The sequence below is a fragment of the Curtobacterium sp. MCLR17_059 genome, assembly GCF_003234665.1.
Lineage (GTDB): Bacteria > Actinomycetota > Actinomycetes > Actinomycetales > Microbacteriaceae > Curtobacterium > Curtobacterium flaccumfaciens.
The window spans coordinates 220,857-246,940 of the sequence record NZ_QKSU01000004.1 but is presented as its reverse complement, the minus strand read 5'-3'; the positions used below and the strand labels follow the sequence as shown (position 1 = coordinate 246,940).

Annotated in this window: 24 protein-coding genes; 11 read left to right on the top strand and 13 right to left on the bottom strand. The window is 71.1% G+C overall.

The genetic code is table 11. The features are described from left to right. Nucleotides 1-127: 127 nt before the first annotated feature. From DEJ12_RS08385 to DEJ12_RS08365, 5 genes are all read right to left on the bottom strand, one after another. Nucleotides 128-1,231: a Gfo/Idh/MocA family protein gene (locus tag DEJ12_RS08385; protein WP_111029632.1), complete on the bottom strand. Its 1,104-nt coding sequence runs from the start codon at nucleotides 1,229-1,231 to the stop codon at nucleotides 128-130. Beyond that, nucleotides 1,228-2,076, bottom strand: coding sequence for a ThuA domain-containing protein (locus tag DEJ12_RS08380; RefSeq protein ID WP_111029631.1), 849 nt, complete (start codon nucleotides 2,074-2,076; stop codon nucleotides 1,228-1,230). The genes DEJ12_RS08385 and DEJ12_RS08380 overlap by 4 nt, the downstream gene beginning before the upstream one ends. 44 nt (nucleotides 2,077-2,120) lie before the next feature. Continuing rightward, nucleotides 2,121-3,008, bottom strand: a complete 888-nt coding sequence (locus DEJ12_RS08375; protein ID WP_017886803.1) for a carbohydrate ABC transporter permease — start codon at nucleotides 3,006-3,008, stop codon at nucleotides 2,121-2,123. After that, nucleotides 3,005-3,865: a carbohydrate ABC transporter permease gene (locus tag DEJ12_RS08370; protein WP_017886802.1), complete on the bottom strand. Its 861-nt coding sequence runs from the start codon at nucleotides 3,863-3,865 to the stop codon at nucleotides 3,005-3,007. The genes DEJ12_RS08375 and DEJ12_RS08370 overlap by 4 nt, the downstream gene beginning before the upstream one ends. A gap of 148 nt (nucleotides 3,866-4,013) precedes the next feature. Further along, nucleotides 4,014-5,246, bottom strand: coding sequence for a sugar ABC transporter substrate-binding protein (locus DEJ12_RS08365; protein ID WP_111024619.1), 1,233 nt, complete (start codon nucleotides 5,244-5,246; stop codon nucleotides 4,014-4,016). Between the two features lie 153 nt (nucleotides 5,247-5,399). On the opposite strand from DEJ12_RS08365, the gene DEJ12_RS08360 reads away from it, so the two are divergent. The 4 genes from DEJ12_RS08360 to DEJ12_RS08345 all read left to right on the top strand — a co-directional run bounded on the left by DEJ12_RS08360 (nucleotide 5,400) and on the right by DEJ12_RS08345 (nucleotide 9,912). Then, complete coding sequence (locus DEJ12_RS08360; RefSeq protein ID WP_181433146.1) at nucleotides 5,400-6,416, top strand: LacI family DNA-binding transcriptional regulator; 1,017 nt, start codon at nucleotides 5,400-5,402, stop codon at nucleotides 6,414-6,416. A gap of 363 nt (nucleotides 6,417-6,779) precedes the next feature. Further along, a complete protein-coding gene (locus DEJ12_RS08355) occupies nucleotides 6,780-8,099 on the top strand; it encodes an ABC transporter substrate-binding protein (protein ID WP_111029630.1) in 1,320 nt (439 codons plus the stop codon). After that, nucleotides 8,096-9,064 carry a carbohydrate ABC transporter permease gene (locus tag DEJ12_RS08350; protein ID WP_181433145.1) on the top strand — a complete coding sequence of 323 codons (969 nt, stop codon included), beginning with the start codon at nucleotides 8,096-8,098 and terminating at the stop codon, nucleotides 9,062-9,064. The genes DEJ12_RS08355 and DEJ12_RS08350 overlap by 4 nt, the downstream gene beginning before the upstream one ends. Further along, nucleotides 9,064-9,912, top strand: coding sequence for a carbohydrate ABC transporter permease (locus DEJ12_RS08345; protein ID WP_027464448.1), 849 nt, complete (start codon nucleotides 9,064-9,066; stop codon nucleotides 9,910-9,912). The genes DEJ12_RS08350 and DEJ12_RS08345 overlap by 1 nt, the downstream gene beginning before the upstream one ends. Before the next feature lie 95 nt (nucleotides 9,913-10,007). Here DEJ12_RS08345 and DEJ12_RS08340 read toward each other — a convergent pair whose 3' ends face one another. Further along, complete coding sequence (locus DEJ12_RS08340; protein ID WP_111029629.1) at nucleotides 10,008-10,454, bottom strand: MarR family winged helix-turn-helix transcriptional regulator; 447 nt, start codon at nucleotides 10,452-10,454, stop codon at nucleotides 10,008-10,010. Between the two features lie 121 nt (nucleotides 10,455-10,575). Between DEJ12_RS08340 and DEJ12_RS08335 the strand changes: the two genes are divergently transcribed. Next, nucleotides 10,576-11,559: a helix-turn-helix domain-containing protein gene (locus tag DEJ12_RS08335; RefSeq protein ID WP_111029628.1), complete on the top strand. Its 984-nt coding sequence runs from the start codon at nucleotides 10,576-10,578 to the stop codon at nucleotides 11,557-11,559. A 13-nt stretch (nucleotides 11,560-11,572) separates the two neighbouring features. Here DEJ12_RS08335 and DEJ12_RS08330 read toward each other — a convergent pair whose 3' ends face one another. Next, nucleotides 11,573-12,616 carry a LacI family DNA-binding transcriptional regulator gene (locus tag DEJ12_RS08330; protein ID WP_181433144.1) on the bottom strand — a complete coding sequence of 348 codons (1,044 nt, stop codon included), beginning with the start codon at nucleotides 12,614-12,616 and terminating at the stop codon, nucleotides 11,573-11,575. Nucleotides 12,617-12,762: 146 nt separating this feature from the next. Between DEJ12_RS08330 and DEJ12_RS08325 the strand changes: the two genes are divergently transcribed. The 4 genes from DEJ12_RS08325 to DEJ12_RS08310 are packed head-to-tail and all read left to right on the top strand — an operon-like array spanning nucleotide 12,763 to nucleotide 18,501. Then, nucleotides 12,763-14,058, top strand: coding sequence for an ABC transporter substrate-binding protein (locus DEJ12_RS08325; protein ID WP_071405208.1), 1,296 nt, complete (start codon nucleotides 12,763-12,765; stop codon nucleotides 14,056-14,058). 2 nt (nucleotides 14,059-14,060) lie between these two features. After that, nucleotides 14,061-15,083: a carbohydrate ABC transporter permease gene (locus DEJ12_RS08320; RefSeq protein WP_027464452.1), complete on the top strand. Its 1,023-nt coding sequence runs from the start codon at nucleotides 14,061-14,063 to the stop codon at nucleotides 15,081-15,083. Continuing rightward, a complete protein-coding gene (locus DEJ12_RS08315) occupies nucleotides 15,083-15,964 on the top strand; it encodes a carbohydrate ABC transporter permease (protein WP_017886791.1) in 882 nt (293 codons plus the stop codon). The genes DEJ12_RS08320 and DEJ12_RS08315 overlap by 1 nt, the downstream gene beginning before the upstream one ends. Beyond that, complete coding sequence (locus DEJ12_RS08310; protein ID WP_220034805.1) at nucleotides 15,961-18,501, top strand: glycoside hydrolase family 3 N-terminal domain-containing protein; 2,541 nt, start codon at nucleotides 15,961-15,963, stop codon at nucleotides 18,499-18,501. Before DEJ12_RS08315 ends, DEJ12_RS08310 begins: the two co-directional genes overlap by 4 nt. A 97-nt stretch (nucleotides 18,502-18,598) precedes the next feature. Here DEJ12_RS08310 and DEJ12_RS08305 read toward each other — a convergent pair whose 3' ends face one another. From DEJ12_RS08305 to DEJ12_RS08295, 3 genes are all read right to left on the bottom strand, one after another. Beyond that, entirely contained in the window at nucleotides 18,599-19,624 is a 1,026-nt protein-coding gene (locus DEJ12_RS08305; protein ID WP_111089903.1) for a glycosyl hydrolase family 18 protein, read from the bottom strand. A gap of 55 nt (nucleotides 19,625-19,679) precedes the next feature. Continuing rightward, nucleotides 19,680-20,057 carry an ATP-dependent DNA ligase gene (locus tag DEJ12_RS08300; protein ID WP_071245963.1) on the bottom strand — a complete coding sequence of 126 codons (378 nt, stop codon included), beginning with the start codon at nucleotides 20,055-20,057 and terminating at the stop codon, nucleotides 19,680-19,682. 106 nt (nucleotides 20,058-20,163) lie between these two features. Beyond that, on the bottom strand, nucleotides 20,164-20,922 hold the full coding sequence (locus tag DEJ12_RS08295) for an AraC family transcriptional regulator (RefSeq protein WP_111029626.1): 759 nt from the start codon (nucleotides 20,920-20,922) through the stop codon (nucleotides 20,164-20,166). A gap of 196 nt (nucleotides 20,923-21,118) precedes the next feature. On the opposite strand from DEJ12_RS08295, the gene DEJ12_RS17975 reads away from it, so the two are divergent. Together DEJ12_RS17975 and DEJ12_RS08290 are read left to right on the top strand one after the other, a co-directional pair. Next, complete coding sequence (locus tag DEJ12_RS17975; protein WP_163343324.1) at nucleotides 21,119-21,286, top strand: hypothetical protein; 168 nt, start codon at nucleotides 21,119-21,121, stop codon at nucleotides 21,284-21,286. Beyond that, entirely contained in the window at nucleotides 21,283-22,245 is a 963-nt protein-coding gene (locus DEJ12_RS08290) for a helix-turn-helix transcriptional regulator (protein ID WP_111029625.1), read from the top strand. Before DEJ12_RS17975 ends, DEJ12_RS08290 begins: the two co-directional genes overlap by 4 nt. Nucleotides 22,246-22,265: 20 nt before the next feature. On the opposite strand, the gene DEJ12_RS08285 is transcribed toward DEJ12_RS08290, so the two are convergent. The 3 genes from DEJ12_RS08285 to xylA all read right to left on the bottom strand — a co-directional run bounded on the left by DEJ12_RS08285 (nucleotide 22,266) and on the right by xylA (nucleotide 26,051). Further along, nucleotides 22,266-23,255, bottom strand: coding sequence for an acetylxylan esterase (locus DEJ12_RS08285; RefSeq protein WP_111029624.1), 990 nt, complete (start codon nucleotides 23,253-23,255; stop codon nucleotides 22,266-22,268). An 82-nt stretch (nucleotides 23,256-23,337) separates the two neighbouring features. After that, on the bottom strand, nucleotides 23,338-24,795 hold the full coding sequence (gene xylB, locus DEJ12_RS08280; RefSeq protein WP_111029659.1) for a xylulokinase: 1,458 nt from the start codon (nucleotides 24,793-24,795) through the stop codon (nucleotides 23,338-23,340). 62 nt (nucleotides 24,796-24,857) lie between these two features. After that, the gene (xylA, locus tag DEJ12_RS08275; protein WP_110865068.1) at nucleotides 24,858-26,051 is read right to left on the bottom strand and encodes a xylose isomerase; all 1,194 of its coding nucleotides are present in this window, start codon (nucleotides 26,049-26,051) and stop codon (nucleotides 24,858-24,860) included. Nucleotides 26,052-26,084 lie beyond the last annotated feature (33 nt).

The window sequence follows — 26,084 nt, the reverse complement described above, 5'->3', positions numbered from 1 at the left end:
ATGGTGAGCAGGAATGGTCGGGTCCGACGTGCGGACCCGACCATTCCTGCTCACGAAGCGAGGCAGGACGGACGGGAGGCCCGTGGCGGTGTCGCCACGGGCCTCCCGTCCGTCCTGCGGTCGCGTCTCAGGACGCGGGCAGGCGCTCGCGCAGGGCGCCGCGGACCGACTCCCAGCCGGCCAAGCGGTCGCGGATCGCGTCGTCCTGCTCGGCGGCCAGGGCGTCCCGGTGCGCCTGTTCGAGCACCTCGTCGATGACGACCCGGCGGCCGCTGCGGGCCGACGTGATGGCTGCGTCGACCATCGTGAGGCTCATCACGTTGCCGTGCACCTCGCCGTCCGGCACCTCGCCCGAGCGGACCGCCCGGACGAAGGACGCCAGCGACCCGGCGATCTCGTGCCCGACCGACGGCGCAGCGGCAGGGGAACCGGGGGTGCCGTCGAGGTCGCTCGACGGGTCGTGGTCGCCGTCCCAGAGCGCCGTGCCGGCCGCGCCGGAGGCACGCCAGTCGCCGTTCCACGAGGTCTCGGCACCCGGCGCGCACCACGAGCCGTCGTAGACGTAGCGGACGTCGTCCTCGAACGTGAAGACGGCCGCGGCGGCCGCGTCGCCCCGGTACCAGGACCACGACGGGTTCCACGACTCGCAGTACACCGACACCGGGTCGCATTCGAGCACGTACCGGGCGGAGTCGAAGGCGTGGATGGCCATGTCGAGCAGCAGGACGTCGTCCATCTCCTCGCGGAACCCACCGAAGTGCGGCGCCTTCGCGAACCGGGTGCTCAGCCCGCCCACGGCACCGAGGTCGCGGACGTGCTGCCGGAACGCGACGAGCTGGTCGTTGTACCGGCGGGACTGCGACACCATGAACAGCTTGCCCGTGGCCTCGGCGGCGGCGGCGAGCGAGAGTGCCTCGGCGACGGTCTGCGCTGCTGGCTTCTCGCCGAGCACGGGGAGCCCGGCCCGGAGCGCCTGCAGCGTGACCGGGTGGTGCGCGACCGGCACGGTGATGTCGAGGACGGCCTCGGCACCGGTCTCGGCGGCCAGCGCGGTCAGGTCCGTGCCGACCGGGATCGACGGGTTGCCGGCGTGCTCGGCCCCGGCGCGTGCGGCGTCGAGGTCGAGGTCGACGATGCCGACCAGCTCGACCTCGGGGTCGGCGGCGACGGTGGCGAGCCAGGCCCGTCCCATCCCGCCGGCGCCGACCTGCAGGACGCGGAGCGGGCTCACGCCTGCGCCCCGTCGCGCTCGGCTGCCTGCTCGCTGGCTGCCGGCTCGCTGGCTGCCGGCTCTGCGGTCTCGGGCTCGGCGTCGTCGAACGGGCCGCGGTAGTGCTGCCCGTCGAAGTACTCGCCCAGGTCGTATCGGCGGAGCGTCGGGATCTCCCGCTCCCGCTCGGGCCGGGCCCACTCGGCGCCGTTCGCGATCACGCGGCGGACGTCCGGGTGGTGGTAGACGGGGAAGTCCTGGTCACCGGGGGAGAAGTAGAAGATCTTCCCGAGGCCGCGGCGGTAGGTCATGCCGCTCCGGAACACCTCGCCGCCCGTGAAGCCCGAGATGAACACGAGCTCGTCGGGCGTCGGGACGTCGAAGTACTCGCCGTACATCTCCTGCTCGGGGATGACGATCGGGTTCGGCACCCCGCGGGTGATCGGGTGCTGCGGGTTGACGGTCCAGACGAGCTCCTGGTCGTGCTCGCTGCGCCAGCGGAGGGTGCAGGTGGTGCCCATCAGCCTGCCGAAGATCTTCGACCAGTGCCCGGAGTGCAGGACGAGCAGCCCCATGCCGGAGAGCACGTGCTTGTGCACGCGGTCGACCACGGCGTCGTCGACGTCCTGGTGTGCGGCGTGCCCCCACCAGGTGAGGACGTCGGTGTTCGCGAGGACCTCGTCGGTGAGGCCGTGCTCGGGCTCCTGCATGGTGGCGGTCCGGACGACGGCCTCGGGCAGGTGCTCGCGGATGCCGTCCGCGATCGCGCCGTGCATGCCGTCGGGGTACCGCTCGGCGACGTGCTGCTCGACCTGTTCGTGGACGTTCTCGCCCCAGACGGTGATGCGGAGCGGGGTGGTGGTCATGGTGTGCCTTTCGGGGGATGCGTGGCGGCGTCGGTCCGGTGCCGTCACTTGACGGCACCGCCGAGGGCACCAGCGGAGATGTACTTCTGCGCGAAGATGAGCAGGACAGCAGCGGGCAGGGACGCCAGCACCGAGGTCGCCATGACGGGCCCCCAGTCGGTGACGTTCGACCCGATGTAGTTGTAGATGCCGAGCGTGATCGGTCGGACCGCTGTCGTCGACGTCAGGGTCAGTGCGATGAGGAAGTCGCCCCACGCGCCGAGGAAGGTGAAGAGCGCCGCGGTGACGATGGCGTTCCGGCTGATCGGCACGACGATCGACACGAACGCCCGGAAGTCGCTGGCGCCGTCGACCAGTGCGGCCTCGACCAGGCTCGGCGGGATCGACTCCATGAACGCCCGCATGAGCAGGATGGCGAAGGGCACCTGGACCGCGCTGTCGGCCAGGATCAGGCCGACGTAGCTGTTGAGCAGCCCGATGTTGTTGAACAGCGTGTACAGCGCGTTCGCGATGACGATCGCCGGGATCATCTGGGTGATCAGCAGCACGAGCAGGAACACCCGGCCGCCGCGCATCCGGAACCGTGCGAGCCCGTACGCGGCGGGTGTCGCGATGGCCAGCGTCAGCAGGACGGTGCCGAGTCCGATGATCATGCTCGACACGAAGTTCTGCCCCTGCTGGGCGAACGCGGCCTGGTACCCGGCGAAGGTGGGGGAGAACGGGAACCACGTCGCCGTGGCGGCCCCGGACGTCGCCTGCAGGCTGGTGTTCACCATCCAGTAGACGGGGAACACCATGATCGCGAGGAACACGCAGCCGAGGATCGTGAACGGGATGCCCTTGGCCGAACCGCGTGGCCGGGGAGCACGGGCGCTCTTGGTCGTGATCGCGCGGGTGGCGGTGACGGTCTGGTTCGCGAGTCCGACGCTCATTCGTCGACCGCCTTCCGTGAGATCGCGATGTACACCATCGCGAAGACGAACGAGACGACGATCAGCACGTTGCTGACCGCGGCTCCGATGCCGAACTGGAAGTTGATGAACGACTGGTGGTAGGCGTTCGTGGCCAGGGTCTGGGTCGAGTTCGCCGGGCCGCCGCCGGTCAGGCCGAGGATGATGTCCACGACCTTCAACGTGTAGACGACCCCGAGCACGATCACGACGCTGACCACCGACCGGATGCTGGGCCACGTGATGTACCAGAACGCCTTGAACCCGGTGGCGCCGTCGAGCGAGCCGGCCTCGTAGAGCTCCGGGGGCACGGACTGCAGACCGCTGTACAGGATCGTCGTGTTGAACGGGATGCCGAGCCAGACGTTGACGCCGATCACGGCGATGAGTGCGAGGCTCGGGCTGACCAGCCACGGCACGGGGGCGATGCCCACCACTCCGAGGAGCTGGTTGAGCGCGCCGCTGTCCTGGTCGAGCAGCCACTTCCACACCGCGCTGGACGCGATGAGCGGCAGGAGCCACGGCAGGAGCAGGAGCCCCCGCAGGAAGCCCGACAGCGGGAAGTGCCGGCGGAAGAACAGCGCCAGGCTCAGCCCGATGACGAACTGCAGGATGATCGAGCCCGCCGTGAACAATGCGGTGTTCACGAGGCTCGTCGTGAAGACCGAGCTCTGGAACACCGAGATGTAGTTGGCGAGTCCCACCCAGGGGGCCTCGCCGGTGAAGAAGGTCGCCGTCGTGTAGTCCTGGAAGGACATGACGATGTTCTTCACCACCGGGTAGCCGAAGAAGACGGCCACGAAGACCGCCGCTGGCACCACGAAGAGCCATCGGGTCACGCCGGATCGGAACCGGGCCCGTCGTTGCCCGGGTCGTGGTGTCGTCACGGGCGGGATCGTCCGTGGTCGTGTCTGTGTCGAGGCGCTCACGCCGGGGTCCTTTCCTCGTCGCCGGAGGGAGCCGACCGGTCGGCCGGCTCCCCGTGGACTACTGCTCTTGGGACTGCGCCTGCTTGAGCGCTGCCTCGGGGCTGGCCTTGCCGGTGAGGGCGAGCTGGACGGCGGTGTAGATCTTCGTGGCGGCCTTGGGCCAGTCGGGTCCGAGCTCACCGGTGCGGGCGCGAGCGGTCTGCACCGTGGTCACGAAGGACGCGACCTGCGGGTGGTCCTTCGCCCACGCGGCGCCGGCCTCGAGGTTCGTCGGCACGTTGCCGCTCACCTCGGACAGGGCCTTCTGCATCTTCTGGGTGTGCAGGCAGCCGACGAACTTGCCGGCGAGCTGCATCTTGTCCTTGTCGCCGGTCTGCGGGACGGTGAAGGCCTCGCCGCCGAGCGGTGCGACCGTGGCCTCGCCGGTGCGTGTCGGGATCGGCACGCTGTCGAACTCGAGGCTCTTCTTCTCGTTGAGCGCCGGGAGCTGCCAGGGGCCGTTGATCATCATCGCGGCCTTGCCTGCCAGGAACTGGTTGTTGACGTCTGCCTGGGCCCAGTTGATCGAGCTCTTGGACATCGAGCCGTCGTCCTGCAGGTCCTCGACGAGCTGCAGGGCCTGGGTGGCGTCCGCGGTGGCGATGTTCTTCTCGTCACCACCGTTCGACCAGAAGAAGGGCAGGAACTGCCAGGTGCCCTCGTACGTGTTGATGTTGCTCATCGCGAAGCCGTAGGTCGAACCCTTGGTGAGCTTCTTCGCGGCGGCCTTGAGCTCGTCCCACGTCTTGGGCGGCTGGACACCGGCGTCCGAAAGCAGCTTCTTGTTGTAGTAGAGCGCGATGGAGTTCGTGTTCGACTGCAGGCCGTAGAGCTTGCCCTTGTAGGTGCTCGCCGCCTTCACGCCGGGGACGTCGCCGTCGGCGTCGAGCCCGTAGGCCGACAGGTCGGAGAGGGCACCCGACGAGGCGATCTGCTGCACGTCGGGGTTGTCGAGCATGAGGACGTCGGGCAACGTCTTCGACGACGCCTGCTGCAGCACCTTCGAGATCAGGCCGGCGCCGGCGACGTGGTTGATCGTGACCGTCGCGCCGACCTCCTTCGCGCACTGCTTGTAGACCGGGTTGTAGTTCGCGTCGTAGTAGTCCTCGATCGTCAGGGCCTTGCTGCCGCCCGACGAGGCCGATCCGGAGCCGGAGCACCCGGACAGGACCAGGGGGACCGTGGCGAGCACGGCGACGGCGCCGACGAGGGCGCGGGTCCGGCGCGACTGGGAGGGGAATCTTTGCTTCATTGCAGAGCTCTTCTCTTGACGGATGCTGGGACAGGCACGCATCGACGAGGCCGCTGACGTCATCGTCGCTGTGCTCCTGGGGCGAGAAGCTAGCAGATAAGCGCTTCACCTGTAAAGCGCTTTTCTGACTTGACGAGCGCTAGGATCGGCGGCATGGCCACGATGCAGCAGGTCGCCGATCGGGCGGGGGTCTCGATCGCCACCGTGTCCTTCGTGGTGAACGGGACGAAGTACGTGACCCCCGGAACCACGGCGCGGGTGCGGACCGCGATGCGCGAGCTGAAGTTCCGCGGCAACGTCGTCGCCCGTGCGCTCGCGAGCCGGCGGACTCGGATCATCGCACTGCTGTTCCCGACCACCGGCAACCGCTTCAGCCCGACCACCTCGCAGTTCTTCATGAGCGCGGCGGAGCGTGCGTCAGAGCGGGGGTACCACCTCGTGCTCTGGCCCGTGGACCCCGCGGGAGACGACCTCGACGACCTCGTGTCCGGCGGGCTCGTGGACGGCGTCATCCTGATGGAGGTGCGGATGGACGACCCTCGCGTCGCCGTCCTCACCGACCTCGACGTGCCGTTCACCCTGATCGGCCGGACCCGCGACAGCAGCGGGCTGCCCTTCGTCGACATCGACTTCGAGACGACGATCGAGGACAGCCTCGACCACCTCCAAACCCTCGGGCACCGGCGGTTCGGGCTCGTCCTCGAGGACCTCGAGGGCACCCCGATGGCCGGCTACGCACCGCACCTGCGCGTCGAGTCGACGTTCCGGCACGCGATGGACGAGCGCGGACTGACCGGGACGATCGTCACGGCGGGGCCCGGGAGTGACGGCGGGCGGCAGGCCACGAGCGACCTGCTCGCGGCGGACCCCGACGTCACCGCCGTGCTCGTGATGAAGGACGACTCGTCCGCCGGCGTCCTGGTCGGGCTCTACACCGCCGGGCGGCGGGTCCCCGAGGACGTCTCGGTGCTCAGTATCGCGTCGTCCGAGGCGAACGCCGACCAGCACTACCCGCGGCTGTCGACGATGGTCGCTCCCGGCCCGGAGCTCGGTGTGCGGGCGGCCGACGCCCTCATCGAGCAGCTCGATGGCACCTCCGAGGACCTGCCGCACTTCCTGCTGCCGTGCACGCTGCGGATCGCCGAGTCGACGGCCCCCGCCCCCGCCTGACCCCCTGCCGGCCTGGAGGCGCGGGTCGGCCCCATCTGCGAAAGCGACAGATCTCCGCCAACGGTTCGCGGCACACTGTCGCTTTCGCGGGGACTGACGGGTTCGGCCGCGCGGGTTCTGTCGCTTTCGCGACCCCCTGCCGGCCTGGAGGCGCGGGGCGGCCCCGCCACGCGCCTCCAGGCCGCCGCCCCGCGGTCCCACGCCCCCACCCGCGAAACCGACAGATCCCTGCGGACGTTCCGCGGCAGGGTGTCGCTTTCGCGACAGCGACCGCGCAGGCGCCCCGCCGCCTGGCGGACAGACCAGGCTCCGCCTGGTTGTGTGGATGCACAGGTTCGCAGCACCACACGTCGAGGAGGACGGATGGCAATCGACCGGAGGACGTTCATGCTCGGGGGAGCGGGGGTGCTGCTGCTCGCCGGCTGCTCCACCCGACCCGAGCGCACGCGGGTCGAGGACTGGCCCACCGAACCGCCCGAGGGCGAGGCGACGATCAGCTGGTGGGCCGGCCAGGTCGCCTCGAAGGACGGCGGTGACCTGCGCCGCCGGCTCATCGCGGAGTTCCAGAAGGAGCACCCGAACATCCGCGTCCGGATCGTCAGTGCCCCGAGCGACACCGACACGAACCGCACCAGCCTGACGACCCAGATCGCGGCCGGCAGCAGCACGCCGGACGTCTACCTGGGTGACGTCGCCTGGCCCGGGCAGTTCGCGAAGAACAAGCTCGCGACCCCCGTGAACCAGCTCGTCGGCGAGGCCTTCTTCGACCAGTTCCCCGAGGGCCTGCGGCTGGCGGCGAGTGTCGACGGCACGTACTACATGTTCCCGCTCTACATCGACGAGTCGTTCTTCCTGTACCGGAAGGACCTGCTCGCGAAGCACTCCCTGCAGGTGCCGGGGTCGTGGGAGGAAGTGCGCGAGACCGCCGCGAAGCTCGTCGACACCGGCGACGTGTCGTACGGGTTCGCGTTCCAGGGCGACGTGTACGAGGGACTGACCTGCAACGTCACCGAGTTCGTCGCCGACGCGGGTGGGTCGCTGCTCAACGACGACCTCACGAAGCCCGAGACGACGAGTTCCGAGACCAAGCGCGCGTTCGAGTTCATGCGCTCGCTGGTCACGTCGGGGGCATCGCCACGGGCCACCCTGACGTACCAGGAGCAGGACACCAACGACGCCTTCTCCGGCGGCCGCGCGGCCTTCCTCCGCAACTGGTCGTACGCGTGGGGGATCGCGAACGGCCCGGACAGCCAGGTCGCCGGCAAGGTGGGGCTCGCCGCCCGGCCGACGTTCGACGGCATGGACGAGCACCACTCGACGATCGGCGGGTGGGGGAACTACATCAACCCGCACACCCAGGAGCCCGCGGCGGCACTGACCTTCGCGCGCTGGATGTCGAGTGAGACCGCGCAGCAGTTCCTGACCCGCGAGGGCGGGGTCCTGCCGGCCCGGTCGGCGAGCCTCGTCAGTGCGGACGCGAAGCGGCAGGAGCGCCCGACCTACGACACGGCGGCGGGCATCACGCTCGTGCCCCGCCCGACCTCGACGGCCTACTACCCGAAGGTCTCGCAGGGCGTCTACCAGAACGGCAACAGCATCCTCGGCGGGCAAGCGTCCGTCGACGGTGGCACCAGCGCGATGGCCTCCGCCATCTCGCTCGCCCTGCAGGGAGCAGCGCTGTGAGCGCCGGCACGGCGACACGACCGGCACGGCCTGGAGGCACGGGTCGCGTCGATCCGCCGCCCCGGCCTTCGGGGCGGTCGCGTCTCGACCGCATCCGCTCGCGGGGCGCGTGGGGCTTCGCGGCCCCGGCGCTCCTGGTGGTCGCGGCGGTGACGATCTTCCCGGTCGTGTACTCGGTCGTGCTGAGCTTCGCGGACGTCGAGGTCGGCTACGAGGCCTTCACGATCCAGTCGTTCGGGTTCGACAACTACGCGGCCCTGCTGCAGAGCGCCGACTGGTACCGGGCGCTGGGCTTCACGGTGCTCTACACGGTGGTGACGGTGTCGGTCGAGCTCGTGCTCGGCATGCTCGTCGCGCTGGTGCTCGAGCGGCTCGGGGCCACCCGCGGCTGGATGCTCGCGCTCATGCTCATCCCGTGGTCGCTCGTGACCATCGTCAACGCGCAGCTGTGGAAGTACATCTACGACAGCACCTACGGCGTCGCGACGTGGTTCTTCGGGTTGTTCGGGGACGCTCCGGTGATCCTCGGCGAACCGGTGCCCGCGATCACCGGGCTGATGGTCGCGGACATCTGGAAGACGACGCCGTTCGTCGCGATCATCCTGCTCGCCGGCCTCGTGCAGATCTCCGAGGACCACTACGAGGCCGCCGAGCTCGACGGTGCGAGCACCTGGCAGACGTTCTGGCGCGTGGTGCTGCCGCAGCTCACCCCGACCCTGACGATCGCGGTGCTGTTCCGCATCCTGCAGGCGTTCGGGGTCTTCGACCTGCCGTTCGTGCTGACGAACGGCGGCCCGGGCACCGCCACCCAGTCGCTCGCGATCATGGGCTACAAGGTGCTCTTCCAGGACATCAACATCGGACCGGGCGCGGCGATCGCGACTTCCACCGCGGTCATCGTCGCGGCCGGGTGTCTGCTGTTCCTCCGGGCGTTCCGGAACCAGGCGAAGGGAGGGGACGACTGATGCCCCGTCAACGTGTGCGCAAGGGTTGGCGCAAGTGGGTCAACACCGTCAACGTCAGCGGTGTCGTCATCGCGGTGCTCACCGCGCTGCCGCTCTACTGGCTCGTCACGACGTCGCTCAAGCCGGCGTCCGAGATCGGGCAGTCGCCGCCCACCGTCTGGCCGCAGTCGTTCACCTTCGACAACTTCGTGGTGGCCTTCCGCGACAACGCGCTCGGCCAGTACATGGTGAACAGCGTCATCGTGTCGGTGTCGACCACGGTGATCGTGCTCGCGCTGGCGTTCCTCGCCGGGTACGCCCTGGCCGGCCGGTTCATCCGGGGGCGGACGGCGATCATGACCTCGCTGCTCATGCTGTCGGTGTTCCCGGCGATCGCGGTGCTGACGCCGCTGTACCTGCTCGAGCGCAACCTCGGGCTGCTCAACTCGTACCCGGGTCTGATCGTGCCGTACGTGGCGTTCAACCTGCCGTTCGCCATCTGGATCATGCGGAACTACCTGCAGGGGATCCCGTCGACGATCGAGGAGGCGTCCGAGATCGACGGCGCCGGGGCCTGGCGGACCGTGCTGTCGGTGATCCTGCCGATGGCGAAGCCGGGCCTGTTCACGGTCGGCGTCTTCACCTTCACGGCCTCGTGGAGCGAGTTCCTGATGGCCTTGACGTTCAACAGCGAGAACTCGTTCCGGACGATCCCGGTCGGCATCGCGCTCTTCGGGACGCAGTTCACGGTGCCGTTCGCGCAGATCTTCGCCGCGAGCGTCGCTGCGACGGTGCCGATCGTCATCCTGGTGCTGGTGTTCCGCCGCTCGATCGTGTCCGGTCTGACCTCCGGAGCCGTCAAGGGGTGACGGGTGTCCGGCATGCGGAGATAGGTAGAGAACTTACCTAGCTGCGCATGCTGGACATTCGTCCGAGCGCCGTCCTGACCGCCCGTACCCTGCCGTCAGGGGCTCGGTGCGCCGAGATCGACGGCTGCGACGATGCGGTCGATGATCCGCACGAACCTGGCCCGCTCCCGTTCCGAGAAGGAGGCCATCAGGTCGTGCAGGTGCTTGTTCGTGCCGTCCATCGCGCGCGCGTAGTCGCGGCGGGCAGCATCGGTCAGCTCGATGTACCGGCTGCGGCCGTCGTCGGGGTTCGGGACACGGCTGAGGTGTCCGCTGTGCTCGAGGCGGTCCACCATGCCGGTGACCGCCGGGCCGGTGAGTCCCAGGTGCTTCGACAGGTCCTTCACGCGCACCGTCCGACCCGCTTCCTCGGCGCGCGAGACGAACTGCAGCAGCGTCAGGTCGCCGCCGGAGACGCCGAGCTCGTCGCGCAGTCGACCGCGCAGTTCGGAGACAGCGGCCTCGAGCCTGGTCAGCGCCGCGTTCAGGTCGACATCGCTCACGACAACGTCCCCTCTGCACGGGTCTCGTCCGGGTCACGATACGCCGCAGTCACCGCACCAGCGTATCCACATAACGCGGAGCGTGGAACGGTGCGGGTGACGGCATCGGGAGCGGGGCACCGTGGCTGACCCCGTCCCGAGTCCACAGTCCGCTGCACCCGCCGGGGAACCGGTCCGTTTCGAGGTCTCCGGCGGGGACCCTGACGCCGCCGAGCGCGACCTCGCCGCCGTCCACGGCGCCGATCGGTGGTCCGTCCGGCGCATCGACGAGGACTTCTCGTACCGGTACACGGCCGTCGGGGACTCCGACGTGAGCATCCGGCGTTCGCAGCTCCGCGGTGCCGTGCGCGGCTCGGTGCCCGTCGGTGCCGACTACGTGGTGACGTGGATCACCAGCGGGACCGCGCACCTGGACTCCGGGCGCGTCCGGATGGAGTTGCGCCGGGACGTCCCCGTGCTCCTGCCCCCCGAGGACGACTTCGTGTTCACGGCCGAGGACCATGACCAGCGGCTGGTGCACTTCGGGCGGGAGTACGTGCACCGCGTCGCGTTCGAGCACCTGGAGGTCGAAGCGGCACCGCTGCGGTTCGACCCGACCCGCATGCCGGAACCGGAGACCGCCGAGCGCTGGCAGGGGGCGCTCGTGGCGCTGTCCCGCGCCTTGCGCGCCGAGGGCCCCGACTCGGACGCTTGGCACGAGGCCAAGCGGTCGGCGGCCACCGCGTTCCTGGACACCTTCCCGCCGCAGGCCGACGACCTGCCCGCGGTGCTCGGCCTGCCCCGGAACGCCCGGCTGCGGGCAGCGGTGGAGTACATCCACGCGCACGCTGCCGAGCCGGTCACGGTCCAGGAGCTGTCCGAGGTCGCCGGCCTGAGCGTGCGGTCGGTCCAGGAGTCGTTCCGCCGGGTCTTCGACGTGTCGCCGCTGACCTACCTGCGCGAGGTCCGGCTCGATCGGGTGCGCGGCGAACTGCTCGAGCTCGACCCGCAGGCCGGGGTCGTCGGCGACGTTGCCCGCCGCTGGGGGTTCGCCCACCTCGGCCGGTTCTCGGCGGCCTACGCGGCCCGGTTCGGCGAGTACCCGAAGCAGACCCTGCGCCGCTGACGGCGGCGGGTGCTCAGCGGCCGGGCGTCGGCCTCGGCGCGGGGCCCGTGCTTGCCCGAACCCGCAGGGTCGTGGGGAGCCGGACGTGGTCCGTGGTCGGTTCGCCACGGAGCATCGTCAGGAGCATCTGCACGGCGTGCGACCCGAGTTCGGCGAGCGGCTGCGACACCGTGGTGAGCGGCGGGGTCGTGGTGGACGCTTGCGGCACGTCGTCGAAGCCCACGACGGACAGGTCCTGGGGGACGCGGAGCCCGACCTCGGCCGCGGCGCGGAGCACACCGATCGCCGACGAGTCGTTCGCGGCGAACACCGCGGTGGGGCGGTCGGCGAGGGTCAGGAGCTCGCGGGCGACGGCCGCGGACTGGTCCTCCTGGTAGCCGCCGTCACGCAGCAGGCACTCGTCGACCGTGATGCCCGCGGCGGTCAGGGCCGAGCGGTACCCGGCCGCGCGCAGCTGGGCGGAGGCCAGGTCCGCGCGTCCCTGCAGGTGCGCGATGCGGGTGTGCCCGAGGGACAGCAGGTGTTCGACGGCCTGCACCGCGCCGGCCTCGTTGTCCGCGTCGACGGTGGCGTGCCCCTCCGGCCCGGTGTGCGGGTCGATCGCCACGACGGGGATCGACGAGCTCGACAGTGCCGTGGTCGGGGTGACGACGATCGCGCCGTCGATCAGGGTGCCGGACAGGCGGGACAGCGACCGGCGCTCCCACCCGGGTCGGTCGGCGCCGGTCATCAGGCCGGCGTAGGCGAGGAGCTCGTAGCCGGTGCCGGTGGCCGCCCGCGAGATGCCGCGGAGCAGCTCGGTCGAGAACGGCTCGAACTCGGGCACCAGGATGCCGACGACCCCGGTCCGCGAACTCCGCAGGCTCCGGGCGACCAGCGACGTCTCGTACCCCAGGTCGTCGACCACCTGCTGCACGCGGAGCATCGTGGCGGGTGCGACCCCGTCCCGCTGGTTGATCACCTTGGACACCGTCGGGATCGAGACCCCGGCCACCCGCGCCACGTCGCCGATCGTCACCCGGCCGGCACCGGGACGCGCGCCGAGTGCCGAGTCCATGTGCACACCGTACCGCTGCGGCACCATGCGAACGGTAAAGAAAACGTTATCGATATCGATTGACATGGACCTGGAGCAGCAGGCATGCTCTCCGCAGCGGCAGTCGATGTCGCGCATGTCAACGACGACACTTCAGGAGTTCCACGATGACGAGGAAGATCCGTGCCGCGGCAGCCATCGCGCTGATCGGGGCCACAGCACTGGTGGCCAGTGGGTGCTCGGCGGGCAGCGATGCCTCCGAGGACGGCGGGAAGGTCACGATGACCTTCTGGCACAACTCGACCACCGGACCGGGCAAGGCCTACTGGGCCTCGACGGTCAAGGCGTTCGAGGAGAAGTACCCGAACGTCACCATCAAGACCCAGGCGATCCAGAACGAGGACCTGGACGGCAAGCTCCAGACCGCCCTCAACTCCGGCGACGCCCCCGACGTGTTCCTGCAGCGCGGCGGCGGCAAGATGGACGCGATGATCGCTGCCGGGCAGCTCATGGACATCTCCGACTCCATCAGCGCCGACGCGAAGAAGTCCATCAGCGCGGGCACGTTCGCCGGGTACGAGAAGGACGGCAAGACCTACGCCATGCCGGGCGCGGTGCTCCCCGAGGGCATCTGGTACTCGAAGGACCTGTTCAAGGAAGCCGGCATCGAGGGCACGCCCACGACCATGGACGAGCTGAACGACGCGATCACGAAGCTCAAGGCCAAGGACATCGACCCGGTCGCCGTCGGCGCGAAGGACGCGTGGCCGGCCGCCCACTGGTACTACAACTTCGCGCTCCGCGAGTGCAGCCAGAAGACCCTCGAGGACACGGCGAAGTCGCTGAAGTTCGACAACGCCTGCTGGACGAAGGCCGGCGAGCAGCTCGAGGACTTCAACGCCACCAAGCCCTTCAACAACGGCTTCCTGACCACCGCCGCACAGCAGGGCGCCGGCAGCTCGGCCGGTCTCCTCGCCAACCACAAGGCCGCCATGGAGCTCATGGGCGCGTGGGACCCGGGCGTGATCGCGTCGCTGACGCCGGACGCCAAGCCGCTGCCCGACCTCGGCTGGTTCCCGTTCCCCGCGATCGACGGTGGCAAGGGTGACCCGAAGTCGATGATGGGTGGTGTCGACGGCAACTCCTGCTCGGCACAGGCCCCGAAGAAGGCGTGCACCGACTTCCTGAACTTCATCGTGCAGAAGGACAACCAGGAGGCCTACTACAAGGCCTTCAACGCCATCCCGGTCAACAAGGAGGCCCAGTCGGTCGTCGACTCGGACTACCTGAAGTCGGCCCTGGCCGCCTACCAGGAGGCCCCGTTCGTCTCGCAGTACCTCGACACCCTGTACGGCCAGAACGTCGGCAACGCGCTGAACACCAGCGTCGTCGACCTGCTCGCCGACAAGGGCAGCGCGAAGGACATCGTCGAGACCACCAACCAGGCTGCGGCCAAGGGCTGAGCATGACCCTCGACACCTCGCTCGGTACGACTCCGACCACCGGGTCGGACACGGCCGCGGGGACGTCCCCAGCGGGGAGCGGTTCGCCGCTCCCCGCCGGTCGGCGGACCAAGCGCCGCATCGCGGACTGGCGGAAGCGCGTCGAGATCGCGGTCCTCGCCGGACCCGCGGTCATCGTCTTCGTCACGTTCGTGATCCTGCCCGTGGCGCTCGCCGCCTACTACGGGTTCTTCAAGTGGCAGGGCTACGGCCCACCCACCGACTTCGTCGGGCTGCAGAACTACCTGATCATCTTCCAGGACAAGGCGTTCCACGCGGTCCTGATGCACAACGGCTTCATCGTCGTGCTCTCGCTGGTGCTGCAGGGGCCGATCGCGATCGTGCTCGCGCTGCTGCTCAACCAGAAGATGCACGGCCGCGGGCTCGTCCGCGTGCTCGTCTTCGTGCCGTACGTCATCTCCGAGGTGATCGTCGGCACCGGGTGGAGCCTGATGCTCCAGTCGAACGGCGCCGTGAACGACCTGTTCCAGAGCATCGGCCTGGGCGGACTCCGTGCGGACTGGCTGTCGAACCCCGACATCGCCATCTGGACGCTGCTCGTGATCATCTCGTGGAAGTACATCGGCTTCGCGGTGATCCTGTTCCTCGCCGGCCTGCAGAGCATCCCCGAGGAACTGTTCGAGGCCGCCGCCATCGACGGCGCCGGCTACTGGCAGATCCAGCGGCGCATCACGCTGCCGCTGCTCGGTCCGACGATCCGCATCTGGGCGTTCCTGTCGATCATCGGCTCGCTGCAGCTGTTCGACCTCGTCTACATCATCTGGGGGCAGTACATCGCGTCGACCGCGGGCACCTCGACGATGGCGACGTACATGGTCGCCAACGGCCGGACCTCGGGCAACTTCGGCTTCGGCAGCGCCGTCGCGGTCGTGATGTTCGTGATCTCGCTCGTGGTCGCCCTGATCTACCAGCGCTTCGTGCTCCGCCGCGACACCGCGGGTGCACTCACCGAGAGGAAGAACTGATGGCCACCACGAGCATCGTCGCCCCCGGGCGCCGGGCCGTGCGGGAGCGCCGGTCCAGTGCCGCGATCGGACGCGCGAACCCGCTGACCTACGTCGTCGCGATCCTGTTCGTCGCCGCCAACCTGGCACCCGTGCTGTACATCGTGCTGGGCGGCTTCCGGACCAACTCGCAGATCACCACGAGCCCCGCCGGGCTGCCGGCACCGTTCGAGTTCGGCAACTACGGGTCCGTGCTGTCCAGCGGCATCTTCTGGCAGCAGCTCGGCAACTCCACGATCAGCGCCGTCACGACCACCCTCGGGGTCGTCGTGCTCGGGCTGATGGTGAGCTTCGTGCTCGCCCGCTACCGGTTCGCCGGCCGCGGGGCGCTGTACGCCCTGTTCGCTGCTGGTCTGATGTTCCCGATCACCGTCGCGATCACCCCGCTGTACCTGCTCGTCAAGGACCTCGGTCTGACGAACAGCCTGGCCGGCGTGATCCTGCCGCAGATCGCGTTCGCGCTGCCGACCACCGTCATCATCCTGGTGCCGTTCCTGCGGGCGATCCCCGACGAGCTCGAGGAGGCGGCGTCGATCGACGGAGCGAGCCGTCTCGGGTTCTTCTTCCGGATGGTCGTGCCGCTGTCGCTGCCCGGCGTCGTCACGGTCGGCATCCTGGCGTTCATCGCCAGCTGGAACAGCTACATCCTGCCGCTGTTCATCCTGAACAACGAGGCCGCGTACACGCTGCCGCTCGGGGTCCAGTCGTTCTCGTCGCAGTACTCCGTCGACACCGCCAAGGTGCTCGCGTTCACCTCGATGTCGATGATCCCGGCGCTCGTGTTCTTCACGATCTTCCAGCGCCGCATCGTCGGCGGCCTGACCGGGGCGGTGAAGGGGTGACCGCGACCGACGCGACGCGGACCGCCGGACGCGATCCGCGCCTCCAGGCCGACAGCACGACGGACGCGACGACCGCGACGGACGCAGCCGCGACGGACGCGACCGCGACGGCGACGGCGACCGACGCGACCGCGACCACCGCCGGACCCCGCGCCGACGCCCTGCTCGCCGTGATGACCCTCGACGAGAAGGTCGCCCAGCTCGTCGGCTACTGGCTCGACCAGAACGGCGTCGTCGCCCCCATGCAGGGCGAGATGGCGGCCGTGCAGCAGGGCAGCACCCTGGCGGACATCACCCGCGACGGCATCGGGCAGTTCACCCGCGTCTACGGCACCCGCCCCGTCGAACCCGACGAACGTGCTGCCTGGCTCTGGGCCGAACAGCGCCGCCTGCAGCGCGAGACCCGGCTCGGGATCCCGGCGCTCGTCCACGAGGAGTGCCTGACCGGCCTCGCCGCGTGGAAGGCCGCGACGTTCCCGACCCCGCTGGCGTGGGGCGCGTCGTTCGACCCGGAACTCGTCGAGCAGGTCGGCGCCGCGATCGGTGCGTCCATGCGCCAGCTCGGCGTCCACCAGGGGCTCGCACCGGTGCTCGACGTGATCCGCGACCCGCGTTGGGGGCGGGTCGACGAGTGCATCGCCGAGGACCCCTACCTGGTCGGCACGGTCGGCACCGCGTACGTGCGTGGCCTGCAGTCCGCCGGGGTCGACGCGACGCTGAAGCACTTCCTCGGCTACTCGGCGTCGCAGGCGGGGCGGAACCACGCCCCCGTGCACGCCGGGGCCCGCGAGGTCGCCGACGTCTACCTGCCGCCGTTCGAGATGGCGCTGCGCGACGGCGGCGCTCGGAGCGTCATGAACTCGTACGCCGAGATCGACGGCGTGCCCGTCGCGGCGAGTGGCGAGCTGCTCACCGACCTGCTCCGCGACCGGCTCGGCTTCGACGGCACGGTCGTCGCGGACTACTTCTCGGTGGCGTTCCTCGAGGTCATGCACGGCATCGCCGCCGACCGTGGCGAGGCCGCGGCGCTGGCGCTCGAGGCCGGCATCGACGTCGAGCTCCCGACCGGTGACGCGTACCTCGCGCCGCTGGTCGAGCGGGTCCGCAGCGGGCAGGTGGACGAGGCACTCGTCGACCGTGCCGTGCTCCGGGTGCTCCGGCAGAAGGAGCGGCTCGGCCTGCTCGAACCGGACGCGTTCGCCGAGGACGCCCCCACCGGGATCGACCTCGACACCCCGCTGCACCAGGCACTCGCACGCCAACTGGCGGCGAAGTCGCTCGTGCTGCTGTCGAACGACAGCGGCACCGCCGACAGCGGCAGCGCCACCGTCGACGGCACCACCCCCGTCCTCCCGCTCGCACCGGAGGCCTCCGTCGCGGTCATCGGCCCGAACGCCGACCGCGCCGAGGCCCTGCAGGGCTGCTACTCGTTCGCCAACCACGTGCTCGCCTCGCACCCCGACCTGCCGCTCGGCTTCGCGATCCCCACCGTCCGCGAAGCCGTCGCCCGGGCCCTCGGCCCGTCGGCGGTCCGCTTCGCCGCGGGCTGCGGCGTCACGGGCGACGACCGGGCCGGCTTCGCCGACGCGGTCGCCGTGGCCGCCGCCTCGGACGTCGCGGTGGTCGTCGTCGGCGACCAGGCCGGACTCTTCGGCCGCGGCACGGTCGGCGAGGGCAACGACACCGAGTCGCTCGACCTGCCCGGCGTGCAGCGCGAGCTGGTCGAGGCCGTCGTCGCGACCGGCACCCCCACGGTGATGGTGCTGCTGACCGGCCGGCCGTACGCGATCGGCTGGGCGCTCGACGGCGACCAACCGCGTCCGGCCGCGGTCGTGCAGGCGTTCTTCCCGGGCGAGGGCGGCGGGCTGGCGATCGCCGACCTGCTGACCGGCGCGGCCTCGCCCTCGGGCCGGCTGCCACTGTCCCTGCCCCGGTCCGCCGGCGCGCAGCCGTTCACGTACCTGCACCCGCGGCTCGGCGGTCCGTCCGACGTCACGGCCGCCGACTCGACGCCGGTGCGGCCGTTCGGCTTCGGCCTCGGCTACACCGACTTCGCCTACGAGGAGCTCGTCGTCGACCCGGACGTCCGATCCGACGGCGTCTTCACCGCGTCGGTGACGGTCCGGAACACCGGGTCCCGTGCCGGCGAGGACGTCGTGCAGCTCTACGGGCACGACGTGCACGGCAGCGTCACCAGGCCCGAGGTGCAGCTCCTCGGGTACGCGCGGGTCGCGCTCGCCGCGGGGGAGTCCGCGCGGGTCCGCTTCCGCGTCCCGGTGCAACGCTTCGCGTTCACCGACCGTCGGATGCGCAAGGTCGTCGAGCCCGGCGACGTGCAGGTCTGGGTCGCGTCGCACGCGGCGGCGTCCCGGCCGGGAGGCCCGGTGGCAGCGGGTGGGATCGTCGCCTCGGGCGACGGGCCGGTCCGACACCCCGTCCCCGGCACCGCCACGGAGCGCGCCACCGTCGCGGTCACGGGCGCGGTGCACGAGGTCACCCTCGACGACCCCCGCCTGGTGGAGTGGTCCCTCGTCTGACCTGCTGACGGACCACGCGCCCTGGGCGTGACCGAGTGACGGACAGGAGGCGCGGTGCGGGCTCGCACCGCGCCTCCTGTCCGTCAGCGGGTCGGGATCACCCGACCGGTTCGATCCGGTCGGACAGGTCCAGCGACCAGACGGCGACGCCCGTCAGGCCGAGCCGCTCCGCCAGGGCGACCCGTTCGCGCAGCGAGCGTGCGTCGGACCACCAGAGCACCTCACCGCTCGGCAGGGTCGCGGTCCACTCGCCGACCGTCGCGTCCCAGCGGGCGGTCGCGCCCGCCTTCCGGACCCGGAGCCGGGCCTGGGCGTCGGAGAGCTGACCGGCCGGACGCTTCCCCTTCCAGTGGTAGCCGTACCCGGCGACACCGAGCACGATCTGGTCGGCGGGAGCGAGGGTCGCGAGCGCGCGGGCGGCCTTCGACGACCACGCGAGCGACCCGACCGGGCCGGGTGCGTCCGGCTCCCAGGGGCCGTGCTGGTCGTAGGCCATGAGCGTCAGGTGGTCGAGCGGGGCGCGGAGGGCGCGCACGTCGTAGCCGAGGCGGGCGTAGCCGGCGGCGGTGGTCGACGCGGACAGGGCGATGTCGAGCCGGACGTCGTCGCCGACGGCGGCCCGGAGCTCCCGGGCGAAGGCGGTGAGACCGGGCTTCTCGGCCGGGGTCAGCGCCTCGAGGTCGATCATGACCGAGTCCCAGCCGCCCGTCGCCACGTCGGCGGCGAGCGATCGGACGACCCGGGCGCGGTTCGCGGGCGAGGTGAGCAGCTTCCGCGCGATCGGCTCGCTGAAGTCCCCGTCGGCCTCGGAGTAGTTGCTGACGAGCAGCTGCGCGGTGAGGCCGTTCGCGTGCGCCCGGTTGCGCTGGGCCTTGGCGGCGCGCGAAGGGACGGTGACCTTCGTGCCGGTGCGGTTCACCAGCAGGCCGTCGACGCCGACCACGTCCATCGCGGTGGCGTCCGCGTCCACCAGGGCGGTGTCGGCGTTCTCGGGCTGGAAACCGGTCACGTCGAACCCGTCGGCCTGGGCGGCGGTCGGGGCCGTGCAGCCGGCGAGTGCGAGTCCGGCGGTGAGCGTGGCGGCGAGCAGCGCGGAGCGGCGTCGACGCGGGGTGGTGGTCACGGGGAGGGGCATCCTGTCGTTCGTGCCCGGTCGGGGCGCGTCGTCGGCGCCCCGGTCAGGAGGCGCTGATGGTCGTGGTGGGTCGTGCCGGCGGGGCGCCGGCGACGTCGTCGGCGGAGACCGGGCCCTCGGCGTCCGTCGGTTCCGGGCTCAGGACGAGGCCGGAGCCGCTCGCCGCGCTCGCGTAGAGCTCGTCGAGCCACGAGCGGTTCACGCTCGGGGACTTGCCGCCGGCGAACTTGAAGTGCAGTCCGCAGTACGGGTGGATCCAGATGCTGCTGCGGCCGCCCCCGACGGCGGGGTCGTCCTTCCACGAGAACACGAAGCTCTCCCCGCGGCGGATGAGGTTCACGATGACGATCTGCAGGTGCGTGAGGGCACGGTCGTCAAGGCGGAGTTCGAGGGGTTGGGAGTCGTAGATGAGCTGGCCCATGGCGCTGCCTTCCGTTCGCCGGGGCCCGCCGCACGTGCCGGGCCCGCGGCGTCCATCCTCCCGCGGATCCACGAAGCGTGGCGCATTCCGTCCATCGACGGCGTGATCAGTCCCGGTCCGGGCCGATGCCCGACGGCGGGACGGCCGGTGCCGACCACGGCGGGAGCTCGGCGGACGGGTACCCGCCGTGCTCGTCCGGAGCCCGCAGCATCGGGTTGACCGCACGCAGCCGGATGCCGGAGGTGTCCCCGGCGACTCCGCGGACGGCGTTCGCCAGCAGGAACGCGACGACGTCCGCCGTGCTGCCGTCGGGGTCGTAGCCGTGCCAGGGGCGGTCGTCGCCCTGGGCGCGGCGCAGGGCATGGGCGAAGGCCGCGTCGGCGTCGTCGACCTCCACCTCGCAGTCGAGCACGATCCGGAAGCGTGATCCCTCGCCCGGGGACCCGGCGAGGTCCGACGTGGCGCGGGGGTCCGGGTCCTCCGGGTCGAACGACCGGAGCGCCGCCGACGGTGCGGTGCCGAAGGCGGCGCGGTACTCGGCCGCCATCCGGCCGGCGTTGCTGAAGTGCCAGTGCTTGGCGACGTCCGCGATGGTGCGACGGTCGGCCGGTGTCATCGACAGCAGGTCGCGGCGGACGCCCTCGAGCCGCACCCCGCGCAGGTACGACGCGGGTGAGGTCTGCAGCTCCCGTCGGAACGCGCTCTGCAGGCCGCGGGTCGACAGGTGTGCGGCGGCGGCGATGTCCGGTACGGAGATCGCTTCGCGGGCGTGGGCGTGCACGAACCGCAGCGCCTCGTGCACGGTGCGGGACAGCCGTGCTCCGCCGTGCTCGGGACCACTCGCCGTGGTCGGTGCCTGGTCCATACGTGGAGGGTACGAGTCGGTCGGGCCGATCGGCCTCCGACGCCACGACGCCGCCGTTATCCGGCGTGCGCGGATGTGGATCGCACCCGTTCGGGGGCCATTGTGGCCCCCGGTGAGGGCGCTTATCGTCCAAGAGGTACTCAAACTGTCCCCCTCCGAACAGGGTCGGAGGCACGGGGACAGATCGGAGGATCTGATGAGTGGTTACGAGCGTGCACCGGGGGTCGCCCCGGTCCACATCACCTCCTACCGGGCTCGGGCACGCGCTGCCCGACGCGGGTGGATCGTGCAGTCCGAGGACGACGTCGACCGCGAGCGGTTCACCTTCGCGGACCTCCGCGCCCGGCGAGGGTCGGGCCAGTGAGCAGCGACACCGTCCCGCGGGTCGCCGTCGGCAACGCGCCCCGGACCGCCGAGCGGTGCGGCCGGACCCCCGCGGACGCCGTCCGGACGGTGCGTGCCGTGTACGACGGTCGCGACGTCCGGTTCGCACCCACCGACCGGTTCGCGTTCCGCCACCGGACGGTGCGCCACCACAACGTCGCACTGCTGTCATCGGCGGTGTCGACGACCACCGCCGCCTCGTTCACGCCGGACGGCACACCGGTGCTGGCGTGGTCGACCGCGGGGTGCCTGCGGGTCGACGACGACGCGCCCACCCGGCCCGGTGTGCCGGTGCTCCTGCCGACGGACCGGCCGTTCACGCTGCTCGTGCCGGCGGGGACCGTCCAGGTCCTGCGGGTCGACCGCGGCTTCCTCGACGCCGTGAACGGGGTCGTGTTCGACCACCGCTTCGCCGGCCGACTGCGATCCCGCCCGACCGAGGCCGAGGTGTCCCAGCTGCTCGCCCGCATCGATGCGGTCGCCGTCAACGCGCTGCACCCCGACCGCAACCCGGGCGGGCACCTGTCGGCACAGGTGCTGCTGGCCGAGTCCGTGCTGCGGGCCTTCGGCGGGACGGACGCCGAACCCGACGCATCGCCGGTCCGCCGGACGGTGAACACCGTGCAGCTCGCACAGGCCTGGCTCGCGGAGCACTGCGACCGGCCGCTCCAGCTCGCGGACGTCTGCGGGGCCGTCGGGGTCAGCTCCCGCACGCTGCAGGAGAACTTCGTGCAGCACGTCGGCGTGAGCCCCATGACGTACCTGCTGCAGGTCCGCCTCGACCGGGTCCGGATCGCGCTCCAGCTCGCCGACGGTGCGCAGACGACGGTGGCCGAGGTCGCGCACCGGTGGGGCTTCCGCCACATGGGGCGGTTCTCGAGCACGTACTTCCAGCGCTTCGACGAGTACCCGAAGAAGACGCTCCAGACGAGCACCTGACCCCTGGCGCCCGACGTCCGTCAGCGCAAGCGGTCCGCCAGGAACGCCGCCTGACGCTCCCAGTGCCGGAAGCCGCCACCCTCGTGTCCGTTGTACGGGTACACGACGATCTCGCGGTCGGTGGAGCCGAGGGCGTTGAACGCGGCGAAGGTCGTGCGCGGCGGCACGACGTCGTCCATCAGCGCGACCGAGAACAGCGCCGGGGCGGTGATGCCGGCGGCGTGGTTCACCCCGTCCAGGTACGCGGCGGTCGCCCACACGGTGTCGGCCGCGTTGCGGTGGACGGCGAGGTACTGCGCGAGCTCCAGGTACGGCCCGCCGACCGCGACGTCGGTGCCGTTCCGCCAGTCGGCCAGGAACGCCACGTCGGGCAGCACCGCGGCGACCGGTCCGACGTGTGCCTCGACCAGGGCCGCTGCGGCGATCGTGATGCCGCCGCCCTGGCTGCCGCCGGTCAGGGCGATGCGCTCGGGGTCGACCCCGGGCAGCGTGCGCACCGCCTCGACGAGCCGCACGCCGTCGGTGTAGACGCGGCGGTAGTAGTGGTCGGCGGGCGAGCCGATGCCGCTCGTCATCCAGCCGCTGGCGTGCGGTGCGGAGCCGTGCGGGTCCGGGGTGTCACCGCCGGCCCACCCGGAGCCCTGGCCGCGGGTGTCCATCACGACGTGCACGTAGCCGGCGAGGGCCCAGTGCACGCGCTCGCCCGGGCGACCACGGCCACCGCCGTAGCCGAGGAACTCGACGACGACCGGCAGTGCGCCCGGGTCATCGGTCACGGGACGGTTGACCCACGCGCGCACCGGATCACCGGCGAACCCGGGGAACGTCAGGTCCTCGACGACGAGCCCGGTCACCGGGGTCTCGGCCGGCACGAGGGTCACCTCGATGCCCTCGCCCGCGGTCCGTGCAGCGGCGATCGTGTCCGCCCAGAAGGCGTCGAAGTCGGCGGGACGACGGACGTCCGAGCGGTGGGTGCGGAGCGCGTCGAGGGGCAGGTCGGTCAGTGGCATGGGGGTCCTCCGGGGACGATGATGCCCCCGGCGCCCTGCTGGAGGGCGCCGGGGGCGGGGAGTGTCGGATCCGGTGCGTCGGTCAGCGCGCCGCGGCGCGGTACTGCTCGAGCACCTCGGGGTGCGGGTCGGACGGCACGTTGGTCGTCGCGGTGTCCCACGTCGGCAGTGCGCCGGTGAGGGCCCACGCGGCCTGCTTCGCAGCACCCGCGGCGACGTACTCACCGGGCTCGGGCACCAGGACGTCACGGCCGAACACCTGCGCGGCGACGGCACGGACCGCCGGGTTCCGCGCCGCGCCGCCGATGAGCAGCAGCCGCTCGACGGTCACGCCGGTGTCCTGCACCGCGGCCAGTCCGTCGGCGAGGGCGCAGAGCATGCCCTCGACGGCCGCCCGGGCCAGGTGCGCCCGGTCGGTGGTCGCCGGCGTCATGCCGAGCAGCGATGCGGTCGCGTCCGGCCGGTTGGGCGTGCGCTCGCCGACGAAGTACGGCACCAGCACGAGGCCGTCGGCCCCGGCCGGCGCCTGCAGCGCCAGCTCGCCGAGTGCGTCGTGGTCGACGCCGAGCAGGCCGCCGATCACCTCGAGCACGCGGGCCGCGTTGAGCGTCGTGACGATCGGGAGGCGCGACCCGGTCCCGTCGGCGAAGCCCGCCACGGTCCCGCTCGGGTCACGCACCTCGGCGTCGCTGACCCCGAAGACCGTGCCGCTCGTACCGAGGGACACCGCGACGTCACCCGGGCCGAGACCCAGGCCGAGCGCTGCCCCGGCGTTGTCGCCGAGTCCGGCACCGACGACGAGGCCGGACCGGGCGACCGCGCCGCCGGGCAGCTCGACGTCGGTGGACAGGGTGCCCATCGCCTCGTCGGGAGCGACCACGCGGGGCACGACCACGGCGTCGTCGTCACCCATCGACGCCGGACGCATCGGCCGCCCGAGCGCGAGCTCGAACAGCTCCGGGTCGTACTCGCGGCGCACCGGGTCCCAGTACCCCGTGCCGCTGGCGTCGGACGCATCCGTCGCCAGGGCGTCGAGGTCGGGGCCGAGCGGGCTCTCGTCCGCCGGTCCGTACCCGCGGAGCCGCCACGACAGCCAGTCGTGGGGGAGCGCCACGGCCGCGACGCGGGCCGCGTTCTCGGGCTCCGCGTCACGGAGCCACCGCAGCTTAGTACCGGTGAACGACGCGACCGGCACCAGCCCCGTCCGGGCGACCCACGCCTCCTGGCCGAGCTCGTCGACCATCTGCGCGGCCGCGTCCGCACTGCGGACGTCGTTCCAGAGCAGGGCGTCGCGGACGACGCGGCCGTCGGCGTCGAGCGCGACCATGCCGTGCTGCTGCCCGGCGATGGCGACGGCACCGACGTCGTCGAGGCCGCCGGCGTCCGCGACGGCGGCACCGAGCGCGTCCCACCAGTGACGGGGGTCGACGGCGGTGCCGTCCGGGTGGGACGCGCGTCCCTCGCGGACGACCGCACCGGTCGCGGCGTCACGGATGGTGACCTTGCAGGACTGGGTCGACGAGTCGACGCCGGCGACCAGGTCAGCCCCCTCGGCGGCAGGCCGCCTCAGCGCGCGGAATGCAGCCGCTGGCGCGTCTGCCTTCAATTCCGCGCGCCCATCAGGTGCTCGATGGCGAGCTGCTGCAGACGAACGAAGCCGAAGCCCTTGCCGCCGAAGTACGCGTCGGCGTCGAAGTCCTCGTAGGCCGAACGGTCGGCGAGGAACGTGTCGTACGACTCGCCGTCGTTCAGCGTCGGCGTCGACAGCTCGCCGACCTTGGAGGCCTCGAGCGCTGCCTGCACCTCGGGGTCGGCGCGGAACGCCTGCGCACGCTCCTTGAGGAGCAGGTACATGCGCATGTTGGCCGATGCGGAGTCCCAGACACCGGTGATGTCCTCGGTGCGGCTGGGCTTGTAGTCGAAGTGGCGGGGGCCGTCGTACGCCGGGCCGCCCTGCGGGGCGCCGTGCTCGAGCAGGTCGACGAGCGAGAACGCGTTCTGCAGGTCGCCGTGACCGAACACCAGGTCCTGGTCGTACTTGATGCCGCGCTGGCCGTTGAGGTCGATGTGGAAGAGCTTGCCCTGGTAGAGCGCCTGGGCGATGCCGGCCGTGAAGTTCAGGCCCGCCATCTGCTCGTGGCCGACCTCGGGGTTGATGCCGAACATCTCCGGGCGCTCGAGCGTCTCGGTGAAGGCGATCGCGTGGCCGAGGGTCGGCAGGAGGATGTCGCCGCGGGGCTCGTTCGGCTTCGGCTCGATGGCGAACCGGATGCCGTAGCCCTTGTCGGTGACGTACTGGGCGAGCAGGTTGACGGCCTCGCGGTAGCGCTCGAGCGCGGCCTGCACGTCCTTGGCGCTGTCGTACTCGGAGCCTTCGCGGCCACCCCACATCACGAACGTCGACGCGCCGAGCTCGGCGGCGAGGTCGATGTTGCGGAGCACCTTGCGGAGCGCGAAGCGGCGGACCTGGCGGTCGTTCGAGGTGAAGCCGCCGTCCTTGAAGACCGGGGCGGAGAACAGGTTCGTCGTGACCATCGGCACGACGAGGCCGGTCGACTCGAGCGCGCCCTTGAGGCGGTCGATCTGGGTCTGGCGTTCGGCGTCGGTGGAACCGAACGCGAACAGGTCGTCGTCGTGGAAGGTCAGGCCGTAGGCCCCGAGCTCGTCGAGCTTCTCGACCGCCTCGACCACGTCGAGGGCGGGTCGGGTCGGCCCGCCGAAGGGGTCGGAGCCGTTGTAGCCGATGGTCCAGAGACCGAAGGAGAACTTGTCTGCACGGGTGGGCGTCGTTGCCATGGTGGTCACCGTTCGTCGTCGAAACAAAATGTT

Coding starts and splice junctions, on each gene's coding strand:
- DEJ12_RS08285 (WP_111029624.1), bottom strand. CDS start 23,255: ATGCCACTGACCGACCTGCCCCTCGACGCGCTCCGCACCCACCGCTCG.
- DEJ12_RS17975 (WP_163343324.1), top strand. CDS start 21,119: ATGAGTGGTTACGAGCGTGCACCGGGGGTCGCCCCGGTCCACATCACC.
- DEJ12_RS08330 (WP_181433144.1), bottom strand. CDS start 12,616: ATGGACTCGGCACTCGGCGCGCGTCCCGGTGCCGGCCGGGTGACGATC.
- DEJ12_RS08320 (WP_027464452.1), top strand. CDS start 14,061: ATGACCCTCGACACCTCGCTCGGTACGACTCCGACCACCGGGTCGGAC.
- DEJ12_RS08365 (WP_111024619.1), bottom strand. CDS start 5,246: ATGAAGCAAAGATTCCCCTCCCAGTCGCGCCGGACCCGCGCCCTCGTC.
- DEJ12_RS08360 (WP_181433146.1), top strand. CDS start 5,400: ATGGCCACGATGCAGCAGGTCGCCGATCGGGCGGGGGTCTCGATCGCC.
- DEJ12_RS08355 (WP_111029630.1), top strand. CDS start 6,780: ATGGCAATCGACCGGAGGACGTTCATGCTCGGGGGAGCGGGGGTGCTG.
- DEJ12_RS08380 (WP_111029631.1), bottom strand. CDS start 2,076: ATGACCACCACCCCGCTCCGCATCACCGTCTGGGGCGAGAACGTCCAC.
- DEJ12_RS08300 (WP_071245963.1), bottom strand. CDS start 20,057: ATGGGCCAGCTCATCTACGACTCCCAACCCCTCGAACTCCGCCTTGAC.
- xylA (WP_110865068.1), bottom strand. CDS start 26,051: ATGGCAACGACGCCCACCCGTGCAGACAAGTTCTCCTTCGGTCTCTGG.
- DEJ12_RS08375 (WP_017886803.1), bottom strand. CDS start 3,008: ATGAGCGTCGGACTCGCGAACCAGACCGTCACCGCCACCCGCGCGATC.
- DEJ12_RS08345 (WP_027464448.1), top strand. CDS start 9,064: ATGCCCCGTCAACGTGTGCGCAAGGGTTGGCGCAAGTGGGTCAACACC.
- DEJ12_RS08315 (WP_017886791.1), top strand. CDS start 15,083: ATGGCCACCACGAGCATCGTCGCCCCCGGGCGCCGGGCCGTGCGGGAG.
- DEJ12_RS08325 (WP_071405208.1), top strand. CDS start 12,763: ATGACGAGGAAGATCCGTGCCGCGGCAGCCATCGCGCTGATCGGGGCC.
- DEJ12_RS08295 (WP_111029626.1), bottom strand. CDS start 20,922: ATGGACCAGGCACCGACCACGGCGAGTGGTCCCGAGCACGGCGGAGCA.